We start from the raw sequence: 21,897 nt of genomic DNA, 5'->3' as shown, positions 1-21,897 counted from the left end.
TATGATTTACAACCATTTAAAAGAAAAACTGCAAAGTAAAACGGCGAAGGTAGGCGTCATTGGTCTAGGGTATGTAGGATTGCCATTAACGATGGAAATGGTGAAAGGAGGCTTTACCGTCTATGGCATTGATTTGGATAACCGTAAGGTAGAGTCCCTTCTTGATGGGGAGTCCTATATTCAAGATGTGCCAAATTCTATGGTGGCCGATGCCGTGGGCAGCGGGAAATTTGTGCCAACGAACCGATTCGAAACGATTCGGGAATTGGATACGATCAGCATTTGCGTGCCGACTCCGCTCAGCGAACACCAAGATCCGGACACTTCCTTTATCGTGAGCGTTGTGAATGAGATCAAGAAATATATTAAAAAAGGAGCCTTAATCGTCCTTGAAAGCACGACATATCCCGGAACGACCGAAGAATTAATTGAATATGAGCTTGAGGCTCTGGGATTAACGGCAGGCCGGGATTTCTTCCTATGCTTCTCGCCGGAACGCGTGGACCCGGGTAATCCCAATTACAATACGTACAATACGCCCAAGGTCATTGGCGGAACTACCGAGAAATGCAAAGAACTAGGCATCATGCTTTACAACAACGTGGTCAAAACTGTCGTTCCGGTTTCTTCTCCGAAAGTAGCGGAGATGTCAAAGCTGCTTGAAAATACGTTTCGCAGCGTCAATATCGCTTTCGTCAACGAATTGGCCATGATGTGCGATCGAATGGCCATCGACGTATGGGAAGTTATTCGAGCTGCTTCTACGAAGCCGTTCGGATTCATGTCCTTTTATCCGGGGCCGGGAATCGGCGGTCACTGCATTCCGCTGGATCCGATGTATTTGTCCTGGAAAGCAAAAGAATTCCGTTTCTATAGCAAGTTTATCGAATTGGCCCAATCTATTAACGATAATATGCCGGAATATGTGCTTAACAAAACGGCTCAAGTCTTAAATGTATATGCGAAATCAATCCGCAACTCGAGAGTGCTGCTATTAGGGATGTCCTATAAGCCGGATATCGACGATCTGCGTGAATCTCCCGGCTTGGAAATCTATGAATTGTTCAAGAAAAGCGGAGCGAAAGTCGAGTATTACGATCCGTATGCAACTACGTTCAAAGACGAGCAAGGTCACGTCGTTCAGACGGTAAAATACGACCCAGATGCATTTTCCCAATACGATTGCTTGGTGTTGATCACCAATCATCGAAGCTTCAGCTATCATGAGTTAGCCGAAATTGGAGTTCCGATCATTGATACACGTAATGCCTTTGCTGATATTGAGTCGGATAACATTCATAAGCTGGGAACCGGAATGAATCAAAAAGCTGCGAAAGTTCCTGTTGGTGCTTAAGCTCGTAACTCGAAGAAAGATGCCATTACTTAAAATTATCCTGATTACCTTGCTACCCTGCATGGTGATCGGGGCGGTTCTTATGCTGAAATGGGGATCCGAAAAGCCGCCTGTTAAGGCAACCTGGGTATGGGATACAACGGCTTTGATGAAGGACAAAAAGGAAATGCTCGCTTTTGCTGAAGACCAAGGAGTGAATGTAATCTACCTGCATGTCGACCGCAAAGCAAGAGACTTTGAACCTTATCGAGCCTTCATCGAGGAAGCTCACGGATTAGGGATTGAAGTCGAAGCGTTAGGAGGAGATCCAGCCTGGGGATTAACCGAATATCAACAGGATATTGAATCCTTTATTGAATGGATTAAAGACTATCAGCTTGCTGCAGGTGAACGAGCCGCATTTGACGGCATCCACGTGGACATTGAACCTTATCTGTTGAAGGAATGGGAGCAGGATCGTGACGATATCGTACGCCAATGGATGGAAAATGTGGAGTATTTGGTCAAAAAAGTCAAGCAAGGCGCGTCCTTGCGGGTATCGGCCGATCTTCCTTTTTGGATTCACAAGATTCCTGCCCGCGATAGCGAGAGCGTCGGTTCTTGGATGATCGAGCAGCTCGACGGTGTGGTGCTCATGAATTACCGGAATTTCGCGATCGGAGAGAACGGCATTATTGCCAATGCTCTGCCGATGATTAAAGAAGGAACTCGAGCAGGGAAACCTGTAATTATAGGTCTGGAAATGGCTCCTTCGGATGAAGGGGAGCATATTTCTTTTTTCGAAAAGGGCACCTCCAGCATGCATCGGCAAATGCAGTTGAGCCATATTGTGATGCGGTGGCATACCGGATATCAAGGCTTTGCCATCCATCAATACAAAAGCTGGAGAGAAGCCGCGAAATCGTAAGGGAAGGACGATACGAATGGGGAAATATTTTGGAACAGATGGGGTGCGAGGAGTAGCGAATAGTAAGTTGACTCCTGAGTTGGTATTTCAATTAGGCCGGTCAGGCGGATATGTGCTGACTCGGAGCAAGCAAGGGAAGCGGCCTAAAATTGTAATCGGACGGGATACCCGCATTTCAGGAGAAATGCTGGAAGCGGCTCTTATTGCAGGCTTGTTGTCAATCGGTGCAGATGTTGTACGTTTAGGGATTATCTCTACGCCAGGCGTAGCCTACTTGACGAAAACAAGGGGAGCGGATGCAGGGGTGATGATTTCCGCTTCTCATAACCCTGTGGAGGATAACGGGATTAAATTTTTTGGAGGAGACGGATTTAAGCTGTCGGATGAAATGGAAGCGGAGATTGAAGCGCTCCTTGATACGGATGAAGATCGGATTCCACGCCCAATTGGCGGCGATGTGGGCAGGGTGCAGGATGATCTCGAAGGCGGACAAGCCTATATTTCTTATTTAAAGTCCACGGTTAAAAATCGGTTCGAAGGGCTTAAAGTGGTATTGGATTGTGCCAATGGGGCGGCTTCGATGCTCGCGCCGCAGCTTTTCCGCGATTTGGGTGCCGACACGGTTGTCCTGGCGCATCAACCGGACGGGCTGAATATTAACAAAGAATGCGGCTCTACGCACCCTCAAGCGGTACAACAGGCTGTTTTGGAACATCGGGCCGATTTGGGCCTTTCCTTTGATGGAGATGCGGACCGGCTCATTGCCGTCGATGAGAAGGGATCGATCGTTGACGGAGATCACATCCTCTTCATCCTAGCCGGATTCATGAAGAAGCAAGATCGTTTGAATAACAATACGGTGGTCTCTACTGTGATGAGCAACCTGGGCTTCTATAAGGCGCTGGAGAGAAATGGAGTAGAGGCCAAACAAACCAAAGTCGGAGATCGCTATGTATTGGAGGAAATGGTACAGGGCGGATATAACCTGGGCGGGGAACAGTCGGGCCATATTGTGATGCTGGACTATAATACGACTGGAGACGGCATGTTGTGTGCGATCCAGTTGATGGATGTGCTGATGTCTAAATCCGAGTCTCTAAGCGGGCTTACTGAGTGCATGACCAAGTACCCGCAGCTTCTGGTGAATGTTCAAGTAGAGGACAAGTCGATGCTGGCAGGGAATCGGAAAATCGAAGAAGCCATCAAGTCAGTAGAGCATAAGATGGGCGGGAACGGAAGAGTGCTAGTTCGCCCTTCAGGCACAGAATCGATTGTTCGAGTTATGGCAGAGGGCCCGAATGAGCAAGAGCTTTCCAGCTTTGTAGGTCTTATTGTCGATGTCGTTAAGGAAGAATTGGCATACAATCTGGTTTAATCGAATGGGGCAAAATTTCGGAAAACGTTGACCTTACCATCCATGCGGAAACATGAACATTATTTTATGGGGACGAATTGGGGATGAGCTGTCCCCAATCGTCATACAGCATCCGAATAAATCGGAATGCGATCCTCAGAAACCCAGTCAGAACAAAGCTTCCGCGGTTTTAATCGGACTACATCGGACAACCATTCCATCGCTGGCAGCGATGAACCCCTGCAGTTCGCTCGCGCGCAGGAAGTGGATGATTGAGCTTCGAAGCAAATGCTTCAAATGGACGAGCATGGCATCTGATTCTACCGCTAAAAGTCCTCATTGAATAAGCTTCGTCAGCATAAAATCAGGATTCGGACGAAACCAATGTTAAACACGCCAAGTAATGGCGTGTTTTTTTCTGTTCTGCACCGTGCTGGAGGCTCGGAGATATGTGTACCGTAATGAAAATGGAAGTGGATTGAACTTCGGGGCTCCCCCTTGATGGGCTCCTCTAAGAGGAGCAAGGCGTTTTGTGTTGTCTTCAACAATCCCCCCTTGCGTGTTACGTTACGTAATAGATTAGACTGAGTTTACATCTAGTTGGGGAGGACGATATGATGAAGATGAAGAGGATGATGAAAAAGAAAAGATGGTGGCTGTTGATCTTTATCCTTCTTGTTGGGGCAGCCGGGTTTACATTATTTTATGATGACGGATCTCTTTCTTCTTTCGTGAATCAGAAAGGGAAAGCGGAATTTATCGAAGTATATAACGAGGCGATGTCGCATTTGCCTAAGCCTTTGGAAGAAAAACAGATCTCTACAACATTTGGTGAAGTCAAGGTTTACAAATTTGAGGGAGAATCCAGGACAGATCTTGCGCCTCTGTTGCTTCTGCCAGGGAAAGCGGCTTCCACGCCAATGTGGGAAGTGAATCTGGAAGATTTGATTAAAGATCGTCCCGTATACACCATCGATCTGATTGGAGAACCGGGGATGAGTGTGGAGACGGCAAGAATTGAAAATGTGCAGGATCAGGCTGTATGGCTAAAGGAACTGATCATCGCATTGGACGAACCCCAAATACATGTGCTAGGGTTGTCTTTTGGAGGATGGAGTGCCGTGAATCTGGTGGTTCTTGAGGAGGTTCCGCAAATTGCATCGCTTATTCTGGTGGATCCGGTTTATGTTTTTGACACCATTCCGTTAAAGATGGTCTTGCTCTCCATTCCCGCTTCGGTCCCGATCATTCCCAAATCCATAAGAGATCGAATGTTGAGTTACATCTCAGGTGAGGCAGAAATTAACGAGGAAGAACCCACAGCCAAATTGATTGAAACAGGCATGAGAACGTATAAAAGTAAACTTCCGATGCCACAGAAAATCAAAGAGGAACAGTTGAAAGGAATCAATATTCCCGTACTGGCCATTATAGCGGGAAAGTCGACGATGCATGATCCTGAAAAGGCTGCTGCCGTTGCTGAAGAATCGTTGACGCATAAAAACAGTAAAGTAGCCGTTTTTGACGATGCATCTCATGCGATTAACGGGGAATACCCGGAGGAGCTTGCGGACGTCATCCGACAATTCATGAAGTCTATGGAATAGGAGTTAACGCCATGAAAACTTATTCCGTTAAAGAGCTGGCGGGTTTAAGCGGGGTTTCCAGAAGAGCCCTTCAATATTATGATAATGAAGGGCTTCTGACCGCTAATAAAAATTCGAAAGGGCATCGAATGTATCATGAGCATCATCTGAGACAACTCATGCAAATCAACTTCTATAAGAGCGTGGGATTCTCTTTGGAACAAATTCGCAATAAGATCAGGCAAACGTCGAACGATACCGGAGAGATGCTCAAGACGCAAAGTATACTTCTCCATCGACAGCTTGAGGGGATCAAAGCCAAAATACATGGTATAGAGGTATCCAATAAGCTGAGGTCGGCGGGCTACGAAATTCCCTGGGAGCTTCTCGCTTATTTGATGAATACGCTAGAGACCGATCAAATTGACCATTGGAGTGACTATGATTTCCCGGAAGAGGATTTTAATATCTTTCAGGATGTATTCAGAACGAAAGACGAAATGCTTGATTTCTATAACGAATTTAGACGAATCGTATTGTACGCTGCGGCCTATCATGCTTCGCAAGTACCCGTGGAATCAGAGTTGGCCAAGCAACTTGGGCAGGAGTGGAATGCGATGGTAAGCCGTGTAACGTCGAAAGATCCTCGGGTGATGGGCGCCTTTATGAGAGTGGACAACAATCGCAATAAATGGAGCGAAGGGGAGAGGAACTTGATTGACGAAGGAGAGCCTTATTTGGCCAAAATCGTTGAAATGTACTTTCCGTGAACAGTCAAATCGAAGCTCTCCTTCAATTCAGGATTAGAGAGCATAGTGATGGTGGAAATAGAGCTAATCGTACCAAATCTCGTGGAGGATCAGTATGGGGAGGCTGGTGTTCAAGGTTCGCCCGCGTGCAGGAAGTGAATTTAAACTTGATCGATACACGGCAGAAAGGATTTCAGAAATGAAAAAGGTTATTGTAATTGGCGCAGGAATTTTAGGGGCTTCAGCGGCATATCAGCTAAGTAAGCTGGGTGCTGATGTCATCATTATAGATCGTAAAGATGCAGGACAAGCAACTGATGCAGCAGCAGGGATTATTTGTCCGTGGTTGTCACAACGCCGAAATAAAGCATGGTACCGTCTTGCGAAAGCGGGAGCAAGCTTCTATCCATCGCTTATTCAAGAGTTGGAGGATGCGGGAAATGCAGGGACTGGTTATGCAAAAGTGGGAGCGATATGTATTCATGATGATTTAAAAAAACTGCTCGCGATAAAAGAAAGGGCGGAATTTCGCAGAGAGGATGCCCCTGAAATAGGCGAACTTACGCTGCTGACGGATCGTGAAGCGAAGGAGAAGTTTCCATTATTGTCGGAAGGTTATCATGCACTTCATGTATCGGGTGCAGCGAGAGTGGATGGACGCCAATTGCGTGAAGCGTTATTAAGAGCTGCACAGCGTAATGGAGCACAAATGATAGAGGGAGATGCTATTCTGGAGCATGATCATCATGAAATTAGTTGTGTTAGAGTAGGACAACAGACATTCTGGGCTGATGAGGTGATGGTGTGTGCAGGTGCCTGGTCCAATGCACTGCTTCATCCGCTAGGGATAATGATCAATGTGCGTTATCAAAAGGCGCAGATTATGCACTTGCATTTTACCGGTCCAGACGATACTGATCAATGGCCTGTTGTCATGCCGCCAACAGATCAATATTTACTTGCATTTGCTGATCAAAATATTGTAATAGGCGCTACTCATGAAAATGATGTTGTAGGATACGATACTTCTGTAACCGCAGGTGGAATGCAAGAATTATTAAACAAAGGTCTTCAAACAGCTGCCGGCCTTGCGGCTTGTAGCCTAAATGAGATAAGAGTAGGATTCCGTCCATTTACTGCGGATTTTCTTCCAGTGCTAGGGAGGGTTCCTGGATGGAAGAAACTTATTGTTGCTAATGGGCTCGGTTCATCTGGATTAACGATGGGACCCTTTCTGGGAGAGCAGCTAGCCAAGTTAGCGATGAATCAACAGGTAGATATTCCGCTTGAAGACTATGCGGTAGAGAAAGCCATAAGTGAGTAACGGAAATTGCTTAGATTTTCGCTTGGCATATATGAAGCAAGACTCGCCTTAAGATTGGCGAGTTTTCTTTATGTTCCTTCAAGAAACCACCACAGCGAAGAGGTCAGGGGTTCGCCCGCACAAAAGCCGCATGAAACAGGCATACTGTTCATGTGGCTTTTTATTGTATGAAATTCATTCGCATTAGATTAAAACAAAGTGCAGCGAAAAATACGCTCAGGCCGTCTAAATAAGTGGAGGTGATGATTCAGTGAAGCCGGCCGGCTTGAATAACAAGGAAAAATTCTCGAAAGATCCCTCTCAAGCGCTAGAGCAGCTGATGGAAGGTTTCGGCTCGACGGTCATGTACACCGCTTATTTTTATACCGGGGATCGGCATCTTGCCGAGGATATCAGCCAGGAGGTATTCCTGCGCGCTTATCGCAACTGGAACTCGTTCCGCGGAGACAGCACGGTCAAAACCTGGTTGACGACGATCGCCATCAACGTTTGCAGGGACAAGATGGGTGTGCGGATGTTCGCGGAACAGGCGACCGATCCTAGCCAGATGGAGCGGGGACGTACATTCAACGTGGAAGAAGAAGTGCTTAGAAGATTGCAGAAAAGCGAGATTTTGCAGCATTTGCTGTGTCTGTCTCTGCCGTATCAGGAGGTTTTGTATCTATATTATTATCTGGACCTGAGCACACGGGAAATAGCGGAAGCGACGTCGTCGCCCGAGGGTACCGTGAGAAATAGACTGCACCGGGCGCGCGAAGCGCTGGCTCGGGAACTGCGCAAGGAGGAGACAGCTAATGAAGGATATAGATAGTAAATTGCGTCAACAATTGCGAAAGGAGTCGGATGATATGTTATTCTCAGGAATGGAATTGAGCGATAGCGTTAAACAGAAAATTAGGAAGGAAGCTGCAGCGGAGCAGAAAAGCCGCAGATTCGTTATTCCAAAAGCCTGGCTTGCGGGAGCGGCTGGACTGGTCGCGGTGGCTGTAATCGTCGTAGCGGGATTGCCGATGCTGCAAGGGCCCGCCGCGGTACCGACGCCAACGGATAATTCGACGGGAATCGTGATGCCCGGAAACGGAGGAGCCACAGGTTCTGAGCTTTCCCAATTGATTACGACTTCGTTCGAAACGGCGGAGGCAGCGAAAACGGCATTCGGACCTGGAGTGCTTGCTCCTCGAGTCGCCCCGGAAGGCTTCAATTTGACAGAAATCGTCGGCGTGGGGATGAAGGACGAGCCGCTCAGAGATTTGAACTTCACATACGGCTCGGGTGATAAGACGGTGACGTTCAGCGCGAGCCGCATGCAGGCGGCATTCCCGACGGACCTGTTCACACGGACGGAAGTGGGCGGAGTGGACGGTTATATTTTCGAGCAAGCCCAGTTCACGGAGCTGTTCTGGGTGGTTGACGGGATTCAGTATAGTTTGGCCGGCCCGATCTCTGGCGACGAGGCAATGATGATCGCCGAATCGGTCGAGCCTTAATAAGTGGATATGTATATTTCGTGAGTTTAATGATAAGGCCCACCCGTCGAGGTGGGCTTTTTTCGTTTGTAACCATTAGTACAGGGAATTTATATTAATTATTCTTTTATTCGGCTGTAATAAACTTGCTATATGACTGGGCGATGCCCCTTTTCTCATAATGTCAAGCAAAATGAAGCTGTTTCTTGGTAAAATAGAGGTACCGCTCAACCATTTACGAATGGGATGGTTTCCCTTTGAAAAGAATGTTGATGCTGGAATTTTTGATTTTGCAACAAGGTCAGAAGGGGAGTGATCTTATGCTGTACATGGTTTTAATTGTAATAACGGTTGTTTTAATCATTCAATCGATTTACCTTGTGTATTACAAAAACCAAATTAAAGATATCGGCAACCAATTATCTTTTATATCGGAGCATCATTCATTCAAAATGATTCAAACGCAGATTAAACCAAAGGAAATAAATCGGTTAATCCATTTATGTAACGCTATGCTTCGTGATCAACGAAAGCTGAACCAAAATTTTATTGAGCAAAAAGAAGAAATCAACGCCACAATTATGAGCTTGTCTCACGACATACGAACCCCGCTGACTTCACTTGACGGTTATCTTCAATTGGCGGAAAGATCCCAAGGCTCCAAAGAAAAAACAGAGTATGTCTTGATGGCTCTGAGCAGAATCAAGCAAATTATTACACTCATGGACGAACTGTTCCTGTACACGAAGCTGAAAAATCCAGACTACAATTTGGAGCTTGAACCGGTTGATGTGATCAAAGTATTAAATAAACGTCTGTTTACATTTATTGATGATTTTTCGCGAATTGGCTATGAACCAAACATCTCCATAGTGGAAGCACCGATTTTTATAGAAGGAAATGAAAATGCGCTGGAAAGATTGTATGAGAATATTATAAAAAATTACTTTTTGCATGGTGCAGGCGAACTAAGCATTCGTTATGAAGAGAAGCAGAACGAGGTTTTGTTTCATTTTTCCAATATGCAGAAGCGAAATCAACCGCTTAATCTGGATAAAATATTCACTCGTTTTTACAAAGAAGATCCGTCGCGTCCTAATCAATCTTCCGGACTGGGACTCTTTATCGTAAAATCGCTAATGGAGAAAATGAATGGTTATGTGCAAGTTGATCTGAAGGATGACCAATTTTGCATAAGCGTGGCTTTTAAGAAAAGCGCAAAGGAGAATCGACGTGTACATGGACACGAACCAGCCCAACATTTTAATAGTCGAGGATGATGAGCATATCAACAATATTATTTTTGATGTGCTTCAAAGGGAAAATTTCATATGCACGCAAGCGTATTCCGGAAGTGAGGGAATCATGAACGTTACCCGCCAAGAGTATCAGCTTATTATTTTGGACCTTATGCTGCCTGGCTTGTCGGGAGAAGATTTTATGCATCAATTAAGAATAAACTTAAGCATCGACACACCGGTTATCATACTTTCGGCGAAGGACAAATTGGATCATAAGTTAAACTTGTTTAAGCTCGGAGCTGTTGATTATGTCACGAAACCGTTCGATGTGGAGGAATTGCTTGCCCGAATCCATGTACATTTAAAAAGAACATCTCGAATAGAATCCGTCACTCGATATCGTCATAAAAATCTAGTTTTAAATAGCGAAGCTATGAGTGTAAAAGTCAATCATACAGATTTGAAGCTCACAAGACAGGAATACAAAATCCTTGAGTTGCTGGTAAAAAATCCTGAGCGGGTGTTTACAAAGCAAGACCTGTATGAACTTGCATGGGAAGATATATACATAGGTGAAGATAAAACGATTACCGTTCACATTAGCAATATTCGCAATAAAATAAAAAAGCATGACGAGGACACTTATATCGACACGATTTGGGGAATTGGTTTCAGGTTAAAAAAATAATTGCTCTTTGAACTTTCTTAATGATTTATTGACGATATGTTAGCTTCTTTTTGTTATTTTATTGCAAGGGGGTGTGAATATGTCTGAAGCCATTATTGAAGTTAGTCAATTAACGAAGCAATTTAAATCGAAAACAGCTGTGAATAAGGCGGATTTCAAAATAGGCAAAGGTGAAATTTTTGGCTTGATTGGCCAGAATGGAGCGGGGAAATCCACCTTGCTAAAGATGATTGGAGGTTTGATGTACCCGACATCAGGGGAAATTAAAATATTTAATCGTACAGTGAAGGATAGTCATCCTTATTTTGAACGAATAGGCATACTCATTGAAAATGCAGGGTTATTTCCTCATTATAATGCGTATGAAAACTTGGATTTAATAGCGATTTCCTACGGATTGACTAATCGGAAAAGCCATATTAACAAGCTGCTGAAGCTTGTCGGATTGGATGTATCAAACAAGTCCAAGGTGAAAAATTATTCAATGGGCATGAAGCAAAGGTTAGGGATTGCTGCTGCATTAATTGGAAGCCCGGATGTTTTGATACTGGATGAACCGATTAACGGGTTGGACCCGCAAGGAATTTCCGAGATCAGACGAATGATTTTGGAATTGAATAAAGCAGGGATGACCATTATTATTTCAAGCCACATTTTGGAAGAGCTATCGAAAGTAGCGACCCAATATGCCATCCTTCATCAAGGAGAGGTTATTGAACACCATTCCAGGGAGCAATTGCTGCTTCAATGTGAAGACCGTATTGAAATAGAAGTGGAAAAAGCAAGCTGGGCTGTTCCCATCTTAGAGCAACGTTTGAACATTAATCATTACAAAGTGATCAGTGAGCATGTTGTGTATGTATATGATTCCCATATTGAAAACCAACAAATCATTAAGATCTTAGTAGAAAACGGAGTAACTGTTCATTCCATCACCAAGCATAAGCAAAGCTTAGAACAATATTTTTTGGCACGGACGGGAAGCGAAGGTGATAGCCATGATTAATATTTTCAAAATGGACTTTCACCGTTTTAAAACAAATAAAATGATCTATATATTACTGCTGATCTTTTTTGCTTTTCAAATTTTCGGTATTTATATGTTAAAGAAATATGAGCAGCCCGGAGGAAACGGGGACATGCTGATCAGCACGATGAATGAGAGTCAATTCATCCAAGTCATAATGGCTCAAACCCCATCGTGGATGCTGGTTTATATTGCGGTATTCAGCGTTTACTTCTATATGAGCGAATATAGCTGTGGGTTCTATAAAAATTATATAGCTATGAAGAATGCCCGGATGTACTCCGTACTATCAAAAATTTTAATTACAGGTCTATTCACGCTATTCATGTTCATCGTCATGTTCGTTGCGGATATGATCGGAAGATCAATTTTCTTTGACCATGCTGCTCTTGGAGATGGGGGTTATTTAACGAAGTTATTGATTGGACAATTTTTACTTCATTGGGCATTTTCAATTGTAATCTTATGCATCTCCATCATTAGTAAAAGCTTGATAGCCAGCATTGTAGTCGGATTTGTTTTATCATTGAATGTTTTGGGAATGGTTATAAGTGCTTTGGAGTCCTTGATTGGTCAGGTTAATTTGTCCCCCTTCTTATTAGTCAATACGATCGTCAGCCCAAGGGATTTTCATCATATAAATGATCTTGTTCACGTAGCTGGCGTCGCGATTGTCTTCATCCTTATATTTTCATTTATTGCTGTCAGATATAAGATCAAAGAGGACTTGAGATAATCGTTGGGGCGGTGCTAGTTGGAAGGTCTTATTTATTAAAGACGGGAAAACCGTACCATAACAAAAGGAAGGGGCTGTCCCAAAAGTCATCGCTAGATGACTAAGGACGCCCCTTCTCTAAATTGTAAAACAAAAAGAAACCGTTTCTTGGTAAAATGGAAGTACGACCCACCATTTACGAAAGGAACGGTTTCTTTGTACATTCAATATACCATGGACCAACTTCATCTGCCAATGAACTTGGAGGACGACATTCCTCCTCATCATCTTGTTCGTGTAGTAAACGAGGCGGTCAATCGCTTGGACGACAAGATTTTCAGCGACGCTTGCCCAGGCGGGGGACGAGATAGTTACCATCCCAAATTGCTCACCAAAGTTATCATTTACGCCTACACACAGCGGATTTACTCCTCTCGCCAGATCGCCAAGGCGGTCCGGGAAAACGTCATGTTTATGTGGATTGCCGGTAGACAACGTCCAGACTTCCGCACCATTAATCGCTTTCATTCCGAGCGAATGAAAGACGTTTTGGAGACCATCTTCACAGGTGTGCTTCAATTTCTTGCCGAGGAGAAGTATGTCAAGCTCGAGCATTACTTTGTCGATGGCACCAAGATTGAGGCGAACGCGAATCGGTACACATTCGTCTGGGCAAGGCCGTCGTGAAGCACAAGGCGAGACTACAGGAAAAAGTACAAACGTTGTTCGCCACGATCGAAACAGCTTCAGCAAGACCGATCATGACGCGACGTTCATGCGAATGAAAGAAGATCATATGCGTAATGGCCAACTGAAGCCAGGTTACAATAAGAAGGAAGACACTCCCAAAAAGTCTTGGTCGCAAATTCCGCAAGACGACCGCACGAAAATAACAATTGCACTAACATTATTGAACAATTTCATATCTCGTATTAATCAAGAATATGAGCCTTCTTTTCAGATTATAATTTTGGAACATATTCCAAAGACAATTTGGGAAGAAGCGAATTTAACAAACGTAATACTAGTGGATGATGAGTTTACAGAGGGGAACGCCTTAATTCCAGATGAACTGATTTGATGCTAATTTAATTCGAGTCATTCTAATGCTGTGTGTTTTTTCAAAACTTTCTTTATCCTTTTAGATGACTTGGCGTGGCTATTTTCCATCATGGAGACGCAAAAATACTGGTCAAGGATTTGGTTAAATTTTTGTATCTCCTTGTGATCTTAAGCGGTTGGGAAATATGCGCCAAAACCCTTGATATGAAGCTATATCAAGACGAAGACCTTTCCAATGCGGAAGGTCTTTTTGATTTACGCAGATCCTTTTAAAAAAGAGTAAATTATAAATTAAAGGATAAAATTGATTTTTAAATTTATTATAGTGACTGAGGCTGCTAATATACCTTGATTGTTGTATGTAAAATAACAAATTATTTTTGTAAACTTTACACTGTTGAGCGATTGGCTTGCTTGGCAGTGGAATCATGAATCCACACAAAAGATAACCAGGAGGTGCTAGAAATTGAGTCCAAACTTTACTTCAACCACGCAAAGAGTCGCGAGCGCTGCGTCTTCTGAACGCCTTCCATGGGCCGGATTACTAGCTCTTGCGATGGCGGGATTTATTTGTATCCTCACAGAGACAGTTCCAGCCGGTTTGCTTCCCCAGATCGGTACGGGGCTTGGCGTTTCAGAGGCACTGGCCGGTCAGCTCGTCACTTTATATGCTCTTGGCTCCCTGCTTGCCGCAATTCCTTTGACTACCGCAACACGAGGATGGAGGAGAAAGCCGCTGCTATTGATGTGCATGATTGGTTTTCTCTTGTTCAATAGCGCGACTGCTCTTTCCACTAATTACACGCTGGCGCTGGTTGCCCGTTTCTTGGCGGGTGTCTCTGCAGGTGTCTTGTGGGGAATGACAGCAGGTTATGCCTGACGCATGGTGCCTGATGCGCTCAAGGGAAAAGCCATGGCGGTGGCAATGGTCGGCACGCCTCTCGCTCTGGCGCTTGGTGTCCCTGCGGGAGCATTCCTCGGCGTTATTGCGGGCTGGCGCTCTGTTTTTGGAATCATGTCATTGCTAACGGTGCTGCTGATTGCTTGGGTGTTCTGGAAGATGCCGGACTATCCCGGACAGGCCGCTGCCAAGAGACTCTCACTCCAGAAAGTCCTCATCTTGCCGGGGATACGGCCCGTATTGATTGTTGTTTTGACCTGGGTATTGTCTCATAACATTTTGTACACTTATATCGCGCCTTTCCTTACCCAGGCCGGGCTTGCCCGGCGCATTGATTTGATGCTGCTTATTTTCGGAATGACATCGGTTGTTGGGATCTGGATAATCGGACTGTTGGTTGATCGCATGCCTCGCTTGTGGTATTGATCAGCCTCGCTGCTTTCACTTCGGCATCCTTCTTTCTTGGCATAGGCAGCAGTCAGCCCATTGTGGTCTAGGGAGGATACTCTATAAATTCACTCGTGCGGACTGAGCGATGAATTGCTTCTTATTAAAATCTCTCTTTCCTTTCCAGAACGATAGGAAGAAGTGTAAGATAGAATAAGTGGCAAAGTTTGGTTTTAACAATGGAATCCGAAATGCCACAAGGGTTGTAGATGGCGATGAACTGAAAAATTCTATTATAAGATAATGGAGCAGGCATCCCGCAAGAGGGTTTGCCTCATGAGAAGAACAGCAAGGGAAGTGGTGTCATGAAAGCGAAACGTATTCTATTTATTGAAGACAATCAAGATATCGGACGCTGGGTCCAAGAGGAACTTGAAAAGCGGGGATATGCAGTTCGCTGGCTGTTATCCGGTGAAAATGTGGAAAACGAAATACAGGGAAGTCATGTCGTTATTCTCGATATTATGCTGCCTGGGCTGGACGGTTTTACGGTCGGCCAGCGATTGAAGAAAGCAGCGCCTTCGCTCCCCATTTTGCTGCTGTCCGCCCGGGCGGCTGTCGATGATAAGCTGCAAGGGCTGCAGTTTGCCGACGATTATGTCACCAAGCCTTTTCACCTTGATGAGCTAGCTGCCAGAATAGAAGTGCTGCTCCGCCGCAGTGGGGCGGGACTCCCGGATCATATAAAGCTTGGACAGCACATCCTTGTTGATCTAACCGGACGTACGGTGATCAACGAGCGTACTGGAGAAGAAGTTAACCTGACCGGAAAGGAATACCAAATTCTTGAGTGTTTCCTGCGCCATCCGAATCAGATTCTTACGCAAGAGCAAATATGGGTGGCTGTCTGGGGAGAAGCATACATAAATGGAGACAAAGCTCTGTCGGTCCATATTCGCCATCTTCGAGAGAAGCTGGAACAAGATCCTAATGCGCCGGAAATCATCCAGACAGTACGCGGAATTGGATATCGGGTGAAAATATGAAACAGCGCTCTTTTTTTCGACGGTACTTAGTGGTTCATTTCCTGAGCCTTGTTTTGCTCCCCGTAATGATCCTTATGATGGTAGCTGGCGTGAATCCGTCTTCTGACCCATCGAGCATGGATACGACACGCAACATATCCGGATTGATCGGCCTCATCATTATCACCTTTATTTCAGTTTCAGGGGTGTTTTTTTATCGCCTCCGGCAGCAGCTCATCCGTTTGCAAAAGGCGATGACTGTTCCCGGCGACGGTTCCTGGATTCCAGAACCGATCCCGGAACGTGATTCTGGAATGAATGAAGTGGATCAGTTGGGGGATTCGTTTAATCAAATGATCCGAAAACTTCGCGATAGCCACCAGCGGGAGCAAGAAGAAGAATCGCTCAGAAAGCAACTGATTGCCAATCTGTCCCATGATTTACGGACGCCGCTGACAGCTCTTCGCGGTCATGCCTCCAGATTGCAAAGGGAACCTCTCAGCCAGGAAGGGGTGGCCTCGCTCACAGTGATTGACCACACGATCACGCATATAAGCGAGCTAATGGATGATCTTTTATCCTATACATTGCTTACATCGGGTAAATACCCTTACCATCCCGAGCCCACCGATATGGTTCAATTTCTAAGAACATCTGTTGCATCGTGGTATCCGGCATTTGAGAACGCAGGCTTCTATATAGACGCGGACGTACCGTTCGATGCGACCTTCTCATGGGAAATCGATCCGCAATGGATGACGCGCGTGCTTGGCAACCTGTTTCAAAATGTCCTTCGCCATGCGGTTGATGGACGGTTTATCGGTATTGCTGTGGATACCTTGCAAGAGCGGTTCATCATTCAAGATCATGGACCGGGGATGGATGCCCTGTCTGCCAATCGCGGCGCTGGCAGGGGACTCAAGATTTCAAAGCACATGCTAAATGAAATGAGACTGCAAATCCATTTTAGTTCCGATGCGGAGGGGACAACCGTGTGGATCGGAAAAAATTAGACCAAACTTAGAAATAACCTTCCCTGATTTTAGACTTGGTTCGATATGATGTGAACCATAACTAAGACAAGGAAGGTGTTATGCTTGCTTACTATCGAACAGTTAACAAAGCGCCGTGGATCGCACAATATCCTAAACGGCATTAGCTTTCAAGCTAAGCCCGGTCGCGTGACCGGGTTCCTCGGTCCCAATGGCGCAGGGAAAAGTTCTACTCTGCGAATCCTATTGGGACTTGACCGAGCCACATCTGGCACTGCGCTGATCAATGGTATGCCATACGCCCAGCTTGCCGATCCTCTGACGACCGTTGGGGCCGTATTTGACGGATCGGGAGCGCATCGGTTGCGCACAGGGCGAGCGCATTTGAACTGGATTGTCAGGTCCGCAGGGCTTCCGCGTTCTCGGATCAATGAAGTCCTCGAAATTGTAGGGCTTGCGCATGCTGCCTCGAAGAGGGTTGGCAGTTATTCTCTTGGTATGGCGCGGCGACTAGGCTTGGCTGCCGCGCTGCTTGGCGATCCAGAGATTTTGATATTGGACGAACCTACGAATGGGCTTGACCCCGAGGGAATCCGTTGGATCAGGACGTTTCTCCGTGAACGTGCGGCATCTGGGCGTACCGTATTATTATCGAGTCATCTGATGGGGGAAACCGCCGAAACGGTAGACGACATTGTTATTCTCAATAAGGGGCACATTGTGGCAAGCGGTACGCTTACCGAGATCGTGGGTTCCCATAAGACATTAGAAGATGCCTTCTTCGCTTTTACCACGAGGAGGGACATCTCATGAAAAAAGCGCTTGCCGCAGAGTTTTCAAAGCTTCTCTCCTTACCCACCATATGGATCGCAGTTGCGGTTGGAATACTTGTTGCGCCTGCAATCGCCGTAATCCGCTCCTTTCAGGAGCTTTCCGAAATCGCAAAAGGCGTTCAAACAGTGGTCGAATACCCTATCGGTTTTGAAGAGTTGGGGTTCGGTGTTATGGGTGTTATTATTGTTGGCGTTATAGCAATCAGTAGCGAGTATTTCACCGAGAGTGAAGAATCCGGCGGCGGACGCCAGATGACAACCAGTTTGACCGCCAACCCATCACGAATTCGTTTTCTGCTGTCGAAAGCGACTGCCGTTGCAACGGTTAGCGCCATTCTCGCCATCATCGCGATCATTCTCACAATGATTGTGGTTCAGATCATCCTTGTGGAGCATGCTCCTGCGCTTGGGATTACCGATATTTCCCGGCTTATCGGCGTTGTATGCTATTGGGTGCTTACCGCACTTTTGGCTTTAGGATTTACGGTCCTGACAAAGCACGCCGCTCTGCCGCTGGCCGTTTTGATGCTGAATAGCTCCGTCATGACCGTGACTTATTTGCTGACCCGCATCACCCCTTTGGCGAACTATCTGCCGGATATGGCCGGAATTCGCATGTTTCATGAAATCAAAGATGCCGGTAGTACACTCACACCGCTTGAGGGCGGTGCAGTTATGGCGGCTTGGGTGACAGCGTTGTTGCTCATTGGAACGATTACCTTTTGTCGGAGGGATGTATGAGTATGTTGATCACCCGGACGTATGGTCAAGAAATGTGTCGGGCGATTAAAGCGGAGTTGTCAAAGCTATGTTCGCTGCCGATTACATGGTTCACCCTCGGCGGTACCTTTATCGTCAATATTATTCTGGCTTACGCTTTCTCAAACGCCGGACTGCAGGGCTTAACCTCCATACAGAGCACACTGGAAATCGGGTTGGCTTCTGTCAGCTATTCGCAAGCGGGACTTATGATCTTTGGCATACTGACCGTTTGCTCCGAATATAACGGCGGTCAGATTCGCACAACACTGACGGCAATGCCGCGGCGAGGCATCCAGATTTTCGCGGCGTTGTTCGCTCTGACAGTCGTGCTCATCCCTGCTGCATTCGTTGTATCATCCTCTGGAGTTCTGCTAACTCAAATTATTTTTGGAGATGCCGGGGCTCCTATTGTATGGGTAGAGCTCGTGTCCGCCCTGCTGGGAGTAAGCGCATACCTCACGTTGACTGCACTGATCAGTGCGGCAATCGGAGTTGTTCTGCGCCGGACGCTTCCTGCGCTCGCTATCATGCTCGGCTATTACTTCATAGCGGGTCCGCTTATACGGGACCAAACAGATTTTTCCATGTATCTTCCGGATACGGCAGGAATTGTGATGTGGTTTCCGCAGCCCGATCATGCAAGCGCGCTCACCCCAGTGCAAGGCGGCATCCTTTTGGGTGCTTGGACATTTGCCGCAAGCATCATTGCTGCGACTGTATACCGAAAGCGAGATGTGTGAATCATTTTTTGCGGAGGCGAGCGAACATCGTCAGCTTATAATCAGGATTCGGACATCTCATGATGACAGTGAGAAAGACAAGCTGTATCGAAACTTGGCTCTGCCAAAAAAGCATCTAACGCAACCTGATAAGGGTTGCGTTTATTATTTGGTGATTACCAAAGGGAAGATATCCTCCTACAGGTTTGCCCGCGCGAAATACATGTATGTTCACTGGGACTGCCATCGTTGCTCCAATTGATTGATTACACTCCCTGGACCCGCAAAAACAGACCCGCCATTTTGAACTGTCTTCCGTATAAGTTGAATCAAACTGTCCTTGTCCATCGGGATATCGGCTAACCCAGCAAAGGTTTCTGCGGTTTCGGGTTCATGCTTCGCTCCCCAGGCTGATAACTCCCACAGGACTGGTAATAAATCCAACCCGGCCTCCGTTAATGCGTACAGGTCTTTTCTTTTGTCAGTGGGATGAGGGCTCTTGGTAATCAGTCCCATTGCTTCAAGACGGGACAAGCGATTCGTCAGTATATTTCTAGCAATCCCTTCATCCGAAGCAAGGAATTCTCCGAACGTTTTCTTTCCTGCAAATATGATATCCCTAATGATAAGCAGTGACCAGGAGTCGCCTAATAGATCAAGAGAAAATGAGATCGGACAATCCGATCTTCTTTGTGGTTTGGAATTTTGCATGGGGCCTCCCTTGACTTCATGAATTGATTATAATTATAATAAAGTCAGTTTCAAAATGCAACTGAAATGGAGGGGGATGCAATTGAAATTTATGTTGGTGTATAGAGGCGGTGCCGTTCCGGAAGATCAACTTGGTCGGAACATTAATGAACTATGGGGATGGCTCGACAATCTAAAGGAGAATGGGTACGAAAAGGTTCGTTTTGCGGGAAGCGGTCGTAAAATCATTTCGCAGGATTCGATTGATGATTACTCCGGGGACATATTCGGCGTTTCCATTATCGAAGCTGGTTCTTTGGAGGAAGTGGTCTCGCTGACTTCAGATTGGCCGGAATTGCAATATGGGGGCAGGATTGAGATCGTAGAAGCGATAGGTGATTAACATGTCCGATACGTATATATTGAATTTGTTCGCAGATCTCAGACAACAAATATTGAGTGTCATAACAAGACTGTCAAAGGATCAAATGGAGAACATTCCCAAAGGCTTCAACAACAATCTCCATTGGCAAGTCGGACATGTGTTGACCATAACGGATGATCTAATATTTGAGTTTTCGGGTGTCGGGGCAAGGATTCCACAGCACTATAGAACTTATTTTGCTTCAGGCACAAACCCCTCAAGCTGGCCGGAGCAACCGCCAGGGATGGACACGCTTCTTACAGAATTGGAGAATCAGATGGTGGAAATAGCCAAGAAGTATGACGATCTGCTGGCGCAGCCTGTAGCAGATGAGAACAACTTTCTTCAAGCAAGGGTAATCGGCGAATTATTTCATGTTCTAATCGCCCATGAAAGTACGCATCTAGGCATGATCATTGCGATGGACAAGGTATTGCAGCATGAATAAGTGGATAACGCTAGCTGTGGCAATCTGTGTTCAGTCATGCAAAAAAGCGATGAGAAATAAATCTCATCGCTTTCGTCTCAAGGCATTACAAAAGCACTATAGATCACGTTTTACATATTCAAAGGGATTTTCGCATGAATAAATTTCATCGAAAAATCCCCTATACGGGATATCGTCTTCCAGACATTTGATGCGATACGACAAATCCTCGTCACACTCTGGATCCTCGCCGTTGTTCCGCATGACCTCGAATGAATCTACAATCCCTTCCATAAGGGTTGCTTTTAAAAACAAAGGAAACTTATCTAGCATCGAATTGTCGATGTCAGTCTCGGATCTGTATCCTTCGATGACCGTTTCAAAATAATCATCCATAAACTTCTTGCGTTTGCCGGCGTCTGGTTCGAATTGTATCCAGCCCACACCGTTGGTCCATAGATCTGTCAGGTCATACATATACCAGCCAAAACATGAATTATCGAAATCATATACCGTGATTTGCCCGTTACTGAAATCAATCGAATAATTCCCATCGTTGAGATCAAAATGGAGCATCCCATAAGACTCACGGTCCATTTCCAACTCTTCTAAGCTCTTCAGGAGCTCTAACATCTTCTCCTTAAGCAGATATAATGAGTCGGGGATCAGCTTGTCGATATATTGGGTGTTATATTTATCAAAAAAACGATACCGTCGATGGACGGGCGTATAGCCCTTCGATATATGGTGGAGCTTCCCCAGCACCTTCCCGCAATTGTAGAAATACTCGGAAAGCGGTACGCCTTCCCGGTACTGATAGTGGTTTTCGACCATCATTTTTCCTTTGGCCTTTACAAATAGGCAGATAACAAAGGTATGATGCTGAAGGACGATCTCTTCCAGCAGATTCCCGTTCCGGGAGTTGACTACATCCGAGACGCTTCCGCCATGCTCAAATAAATACCGGATATACTCCACCTCGGCCAGATAATCCTCCCGGCTCCTGTCAGGCAAGAATGAAATTCTGAGTATGAATGCGTCTTCGCTTTCTTTCCCACAGGTAAAAACGACATTCCGACCCCCGTCATGCGCAGGAATCAGCTTGAATTCATAGCCTTCCAATCCATACAGTTCTAATACTAATGGAAGCAAATAGGCATCACTGATTTGAACAACCTCGTTATGATTTATACAATCTCCTCCAGTCAAAATGTTTTACAACGACTTCCCGTAAACCACCTTGTTTGACATGAATAACTCACTC

General features: G+C 45.7%; 22 protein-coding genes and 2 pseudogenes. 22 read left to right on the top strand and 2 right to left on the bottom strand.

What is annotated here, in order from left to right; translation table 11 throughout:
- Position 1 precedes the first annotated feature (1 nt).
- The 20 genes and pseudogenes from AC0YNW_RS20090 to AC0YNW_RS19995 all read left to right on the top strand — a co-directional run bounded on the left by AC0YNW_RS20090 (position 2) and on the right by AC0YNW_RS19995 (position 19,113).
- Positions 2–1,354 (top strand): nucleotide sugar dehydrogenase, encoded by a 1,353-nt coding sequence (locus AC0YNW_RS20090; RefSeq protein ID WP_475833471.1) that lies wholly within the window; start codon positions 2–4, stop codon positions 1,352–1,354.
- 82 nt (positions 1,355–1,436) lie between these two features.
- The gene (locus AC0YNW_RS20085) at positions 1,437–2,261 is read left to right on the top strand and encodes a hypothetical protein (protein ID WP_475833470.1); all 825 of its coding nucleotides are present in this window, start codon (positions 1,437–1,439) and stop codon (positions 2,259–2,261) included.
- A 16-nt stretch (positions 2,262–2,277) separates the two neighbouring features.
- Positions 2,278–3,636, top strand: coding sequence for a phosphoglucosamine mutase (gene glmM, locus AC0YNW_RS20080; protein ID WP_475833469.1), 1,359 nt, complete (start codon positions 2,278–2,280; stop codon positions 3,634–3,636).
- Between the two features lie 593 nt (positions 3,637–4,229).
- Complete coding sequence (locus AC0YNW_RS20075) at positions 4,230–5,222, top strand: alpha/beta fold hydrolase (RefSeq protein WP_475833468.1); 993 nt, start codon at positions 4,230–4,232, stop codon at positions 5,220–5,222.
- Positions 5,223–5,233: 11 nt separating this feature from the next.
- Positions 5,234–5,971, top strand: coding sequence for a MerR family transcriptional regulator (locus AC0YNW_RS20070; protein ID WP_475833467.1), 738 nt, complete (start codon positions 5,234–5,236; stop codon positions 5,969–5,971).
- A gap of 178 nt (positions 5,972–6,149) precedes the next feature.
- Positions 6,150–7,274 (top strand): NAD(P)/FAD-dependent oxidoreductase, encoded by a 1,125-nt coding sequence (locus AC0YNW_RS20065; RefSeq protein ID WP_475833561.1) that lies wholly within the window; start codon positions 6,150–6,152, stop codon positions 7,272–7,274.
- 250 nt (positions 7,275–7,524) lie between these two features.
- Positions 7,525–8,085 carry an RNA polymerase sigma factor gene (locus AC0YNW_RS20060; RefSeq protein ID WP_475833466.1) on the top strand — a complete coding sequence of 187 codons (561 nt, stop codon included), beginning with the start codon at positions 7,525–7,527 and terminating at the stop codon, positions 8,083–8,085.
- Positions 8,069–8,761: a DUF4367 domain-containing protein gene (locus AC0YNW_RS20055; RefSeq protein WP_475833465.1), complete on the top strand. Its 693-nt coding sequence runs from the start codon at positions 8,069–8,071 to the stop codon at positions 8,759–8,761. Before AC0YNW_RS20060 ends, AC0YNW_RS20055 begins: the two co-directional genes overlap by 17 nt.
- 245 nt (positions 8,762–9,006) lie before the next feature.
- Complete coding sequence (locus AC0YNW_RS20050; protein ID WP_475833560.1) at positions 9,007–10,020, top strand: sensor histidine kinase; 1,014 nt, start codon at positions 9,007–9,009, stop codon at positions 10,018–10,020.
- Complete coding sequence (locus AC0YNW_RS20045) at positions 9,980–10,669, top strand: response regulator transcription factor (RefSeq protein WP_475833464.1); 690 nt, start codon at positions 9,980–9,982, stop codon at positions 10,667–10,669. The genes AC0YNW_RS20050 and AC0YNW_RS20045 overlap by 41 nt, the downstream gene beginning before the upstream one ends.
- Positions 10,670–10,748: 79 nt before the next feature.
- Positions 10,749–11,675: an ABC transporter ATP-binding protein gene (locus AC0YNW_RS20040; protein WP_475833463.1), complete on the top strand. Its 927-nt coding sequence runs from the start codon at positions 10,749–10,751 to the stop codon at positions 11,673–11,675.
- On the top strand, positions 11,668–12,432 hold the full coding sequence (locus AC0YNW_RS20035) for an ABC transporter permease (protein WP_475833462.1): 765 nt from the start codon (positions 11,668–11,670) through the stop codon (positions 12,430–12,432). The genes AC0YNW_RS20040 and AC0YNW_RS20035 overlap by 8 nt, the downstream gene beginning before the upstream one ends.
- A 195-nt stretch (positions 12,433–12,627) precedes the next feature.
- A pseudogene (locus AC0YNW_RS20030) lies at positions 12,628–13,247 on the top strand (transposase); the annotation flags it as partial.
- Positions 13,223–13,492 (top strand): DUF3732 domain-containing protein, encoded by a 270-nt coding sequence (locus tag AC0YNW_RS20025; protein WP_475833559.1) that lies wholly within the window; start codon positions 13,223–13,225, stop codon positions 13,490–13,492. The pseudogene AC0YNW_RS20030 and the gene AC0YNW_RS20025, both read left to right, overlap by 25 nt.
- 447 nt (positions 13,493–13,939) lie before the next feature.
- Positions 13,940–14,868 (top strand): annotated as a pseudogene (locus AC0YNW_RS20020) (MFS transporter); the annotation flags it as partial.
- Between the two features lie 258 nt (positions 14,869–15,126).
- Positions 15,127–15,807: a response regulator transcription factor gene (locus AC0YNW_RS20015; protein WP_475833461.1), complete on the top strand. Its 681-nt coding sequence runs from the start codon at positions 15,127–15,129 to the stop codon at positions 15,805–15,807.
- Positions 15,804–16,799: a sensor histidine kinase gene (locus AC0YNW_RS20010; protein ID WP_475833460.1), complete on the top strand. Its 996-nt coding sequence runs from the start codon at positions 15,804–15,806 to the stop codon at positions 16,797–16,799. Before AC0YNW_RS20015 ends, AC0YNW_RS20010 begins: the two co-directional genes overlap by 4 nt.
- 75 nt (positions 16,800–16,874) lie before the next feature.
- Positions 16,875–17,591, top strand: coding sequence for an ABC transporter ATP-binding protein (locus AC0YNW_RS20005; RefSeq protein ID WP_475833459.1), 717 nt, complete (start codon positions 16,875–16,877; stop codon positions 17,589–17,591).
- Positions 17,588–18,352, top strand: coding sequence for an ABC transporter permease (locus AC0YNW_RS20000; protein WP_475833458.1), 765 nt, complete (start codon positions 17,588–17,590; stop codon positions 18,350–18,352). The genes AC0YNW_RS20005 and AC0YNW_RS20000 overlap by 4 nt, the downstream gene beginning before the upstream one ends.
- Complete coding sequence (locus AC0YNW_RS19995) at positions 18,349–19,113, top strand: ABC transporter permease (RefSeq protein ID WP_475833457.1); 765 nt, start codon at positions 18,349–18,351, stop codon at positions 19,111–19,113. Before AC0YNW_RS20000 ends, AC0YNW_RS19995 begins: the two co-directional genes overlap by 4 nt.
- Before the next feature lie 210 nt (positions 19,114–19,323).
- Here the strand turns inward: AC0YNW_RS19995 and AC0YNW_RS19990 are convergent, their stop codons facing one another.
- Complete coding sequence (locus AC0YNW_RS19990) at positions 19,324–19,803, bottom strand: winged helix-turn-helix transcriptional regulator (protein WP_475833456.1); 480 nt, start codon at positions 19,801–19,803, stop codon at positions 19,324–19,326.
- An 82-nt stretch (positions 19,804–19,885) separates the two neighbouring features.
- Here AC0YNW_RS19990 and AC0YNW_RS19985 point away from each other — a divergent pair, with 82 nt between their 5' ends.
- Positions 19,886–20,185 (top strand): hypothetical protein, encoded by a 300-nt coding sequence (locus AC0YNW_RS19985; protein WP_475833455.1) that lies wholly within the window; start codon positions 19,886–19,888, stop codon positions 20,183–20,185.
- Position 20,186: 1 nt separating this feature from the next.
- A complete protein-coding gene (locus AC0YNW_RS19980) occupies positions 20,187–20,654 on the top strand; it encodes a DinB family protein (RefSeq protein ID WP_475833454.1) in 468 nt (155 codons plus the stop codon).
- Between the two features lie 96 nt (positions 20,655–20,750).
- On the opposite strand, the gene AC0YNW_RS19975 is transcribed toward AC0YNW_RS19980, so the two are convergent.
- The gene (locus tag AC0YNW_RS19975) at positions 20,751–21,824 is read right to left on the bottom strand and encodes a phosphotransferase enzyme family protein (protein ID WP_475833558.1); all 1,074 of its coding nucleotides are present in this window, start codon (positions 21,822–21,824) and stop codon (positions 20,751–20,753) included.
- Positions 21,825–21,897: the final 73 nt, after the last annotated feature.

Source organism: Paenibacillus sp. J31R120, from assembly GCF_056269225.1.
This window is presented reverse-complemented; position numbering and strand designations above follow the sequence as displayed.

What these genes read in the sequence shown, in the direction of transcription:
- AC0YNW_RS20050 (WP_475833560.1), top strand. Translation starts at nt 9,007, where the DNA reads ATGTTGATGCTGGAATTTTTGATTTTGCAACAAGGTCAGAAGGGGAGT.
- AC0YNW_RS20070 (WP_475833467.1), top strand. Translation starts at nt 5,234, where the DNA reads ATGAAAACTTATTCCGTTAAAGAGCTGGCGGGTTTAAGCGGGGTTTCC.
- AC0YNW_RS20085 (WP_475833470.1), top strand. Translation starts at nt 1,437, where the DNA reads ATGCTGAAATGGGGATCCGAAAAGCCGCCTGTTAAGGCAACCTGGGTA.
- glmM (WP_475833469.1), top strand. Translation starts at nt 2,278, where the DNA reads ATGGGGAAATATTTTGGAACAGATGGGGTGCGAGGAGTAGCGAATAGT.
- AC0YNW_RS20045 (WP_475833464.1), top strand. Translation starts at nt 9,980, where the DNA reads ATGGACACGAACCAGCCCAACATTTTAATAGTCGAGGATGATGAGCAT.
- AC0YNW_RS20035 (WP_475833462.1), top strand. Translation starts at nt 11,668, where the DNA reads ATGATTAATATTTTCAAAATGGACTTTCACCGTTTTAAAACAAATAAA.
- AC0YNW_RS20000 (WP_475833458.1), top strand. Translation starts at nt 17,588, where the DNA reads ATGAAAAAAGCGCTTGCCGCAGAGTTTTCAAAGCTTCTCTCCTTACCC.
- AC0YNW_RS19995 (WP_475833457.1), top strand. Translation starts at nt 18,349, where the DNA reads ATGAGTATGTTGATCACCCGGACGTATGGTCAAGAAATGTGTCGGGCG.
- AC0YNW_RS19980 (WP_475833454.1), top strand. Translation starts at nt 20,187, where the DNA reads ATGTCCGATACGTATATATTGAATTTGTTCGCAGATCTCAGACAACAA.
- AC0YNW_RS19990 (WP_475833456.1), bottom strand. Translation starts at nt 19,803, where the DNA reads ATGCAAAATTCCAAACCACAAAGAAGATCGGATTGTCCGATCTCATTT.
- AC0YNW_RS20015 (WP_475833461.1), top strand. Translation starts at nt 15,127, where the DNA reads ATGAAAGCGAAACGTATTCTATTTATTGAAGACAATCAAGATATCGGA.
- AC0YNW_RS20090 (WP_475833471.1), top strand. Translation starts at nt 2, where the DNA reads ATGATTTACAACCATTTAAAAGAAAAACTGCAAAGTAAAACGGCGAAG.
- AC0YNW_RS20065 (WP_475833561.1), top strand. Translation starts at nt 6,150, where the DNA reads ATGAAAAAGGTTATTGTAATTGGCGCAGGAATTTTAGGGGCTTCAGCG.
- AC0YNW_RS20075 (WP_475833468.1), top strand. Translation starts at nt 4,230, where the DNA reads ATGATGAAGATGAAGAGGATGATGAAAAAGAAAAGATGGTGGCTGTTG.
- AC0YNW_RS20040 (WP_475833463.1), top strand. Translation starts at nt 10,749, where the DNA reads ATGTCTGAAGCCATTATTGAAGTTAGTCAATTAACGAAGCAATTTAAA.
- AC0YNW_RS20055 (WP_475833465.1), top strand. Translation starts at nt 8,069, where the DNA reads ATGAAGGATATAGATAGTAAATTGCGTCAACAATTGCGAAAGGAGTCG.
- AC0YNW_RS20010 (WP_475833460.1), top strand. Translation starts at nt 15,804, where the DNA reads ATGAAACAGCGCTCTTTTTTTCGACGGTACTTAGTGGTTCATTTCCTG.